Here is a 340-nt window from a genome sequence, read left to right as displayed (position 1 = left end):
GTTTGACGGGTAGTTCGACGCGCACGTGGGTGCCGGTGGGTGCATCCAAGAACACGAACCTGCCCCCGGCGGCATCGACCCGGGCCCGGTGCGAAGCCAGACCGATATGGCCCTCCCCCAACCGCCGTGCCATGGTCTCGCCACTGACCCCCACCCCGTCGTCGAGAACCTCCAACACACAACACCCGTCGACATACTTCAACGTCACCCACGCATGCTCGGCCCGCGAATGATGCACCACATTGGACAACAACTCCCGCGCCACACCGAACACGATCGGATCCACCGCACTGCGCACCGGATAATCGATATCGGTACGCACCTCGATCCCCGACCGCTT

At 63.8% G+C, this 340-nt stretch carries 1 protein-coding gene; it reads right to left on the bottom strand.

From position 1 onward, the window contains the following. Positions 1 to 340 (bottom strand): ATP-binding protein (locus tag AC5Y6Y_RS25790; RefSeq protein WP_499919724.1); only part of this gene is annotated, 340 nt, incomplete at both ends.

Source organism: Mycobacterium sp. NGS24, assembly GCF_059813065.1.
Note: the sequence above shows the minus strand (reverse complement) of the source record. Positions and strands in the feature narration are given on the sequence as shown.